At 36.6% G+C, this 819-nt stretch carries 2 protein-coding genes; both read right to left on the reverse strand.

Features of this window, described 5'->3' with window-relative positions; all coding sequences use genetic code 11:
* Positions 1 to 88: 88 nt before the first annotated feature.
* Entirely contained in the window at positions 89 to 421 is a 333-nt protein-coding gene (locus U473_RS07745) for a hypothetical protein (protein ID WP_308789543.1), read from the reverse strand.
* On the reverse strand, positions 405 to 819 hold a 415-nt coding region (locus U473_RS07750; RefSeq protein ID WP_235589080.1), incomplete at its 5' end, for a hypothetical protein. The genes U473_RS07745 and U473_RS07750, both read right to left, overlap by 17 nt.

Raw genomic sequence — 819 nt, forward strand, 5'->3', positions numbered from 1 at the left:
AAGGGGTGAAAAAAGGATGGCTCCCACAAGCTCAAAGTAGAGGCACATCCTTCCGGGAAGGGTAAATCTGCCTTGTCCTTTCCCCATTCTATTCCTCTTCCTCATCATCGGCCTCGACGTAAGTGATTTTTACGCCTAGGCTTTTTAAAAGGTTTAGAACCTCTTCATTTAGTTTTGGGTCATACATTAAGCCAATTTGTTCAACTAGCTCCAATTCCTCTAGGTATCCATTTTCGGCATCCTCAATCAATTCAATGATATCGTCTAACTCTTTTTCCTGTAATTCCTTTAGGATTTCTTCCTTTGTCATTTGCTTTTTCACTCCTATTTCTCTATCTTGATTTTCTTGTAACCTTTTTCCATTTTTATTATATCCATTTTGGGGCAGGATTTCATCAGGCTGATCATTTTTTCTGGTCATCCCCTTGCGATACATAGGATTTAAACAATTGTTCACTTTCAGCCTGTAGCATGTAATTTAAGAATCGGTGTGTATAGATAAAACCGCGAAATTTTGCTTTTACAATGCGAACCGTCCGTTGTTGTTCTTCTTCAATTACCATCCCTCCTAACTCTTTCATTTGTCTCTTAATCGATCGTAAATCTTTTTCGATTTTCTTTTGCACCTCAAATAATGTATCTTGATAAACCCTTGTTAATTTACAAGCCGATTGTTGAATCATTTTACGGTCGAATTCCAGTACTTTAAGCATAATATGTAGAATCACATACTGCTTCACCAAATGGGAAAAATCTAGATATTCCTTTGGATACATTAACATGCTCATTCCCCCATGAAAATAACTTAATTGGTGTTTA

It is taken from the genome of Tepidibacillus decaturensis, assembly GCF_001561915.1.
Taxonomy (GTDB): domain Bacteria; phylum Bacillota; class Bacilli; order Tepidibacillales; family Tepidibacillaceae; genus Tepidibacillus_B; species Tepidibacillus_B infernus.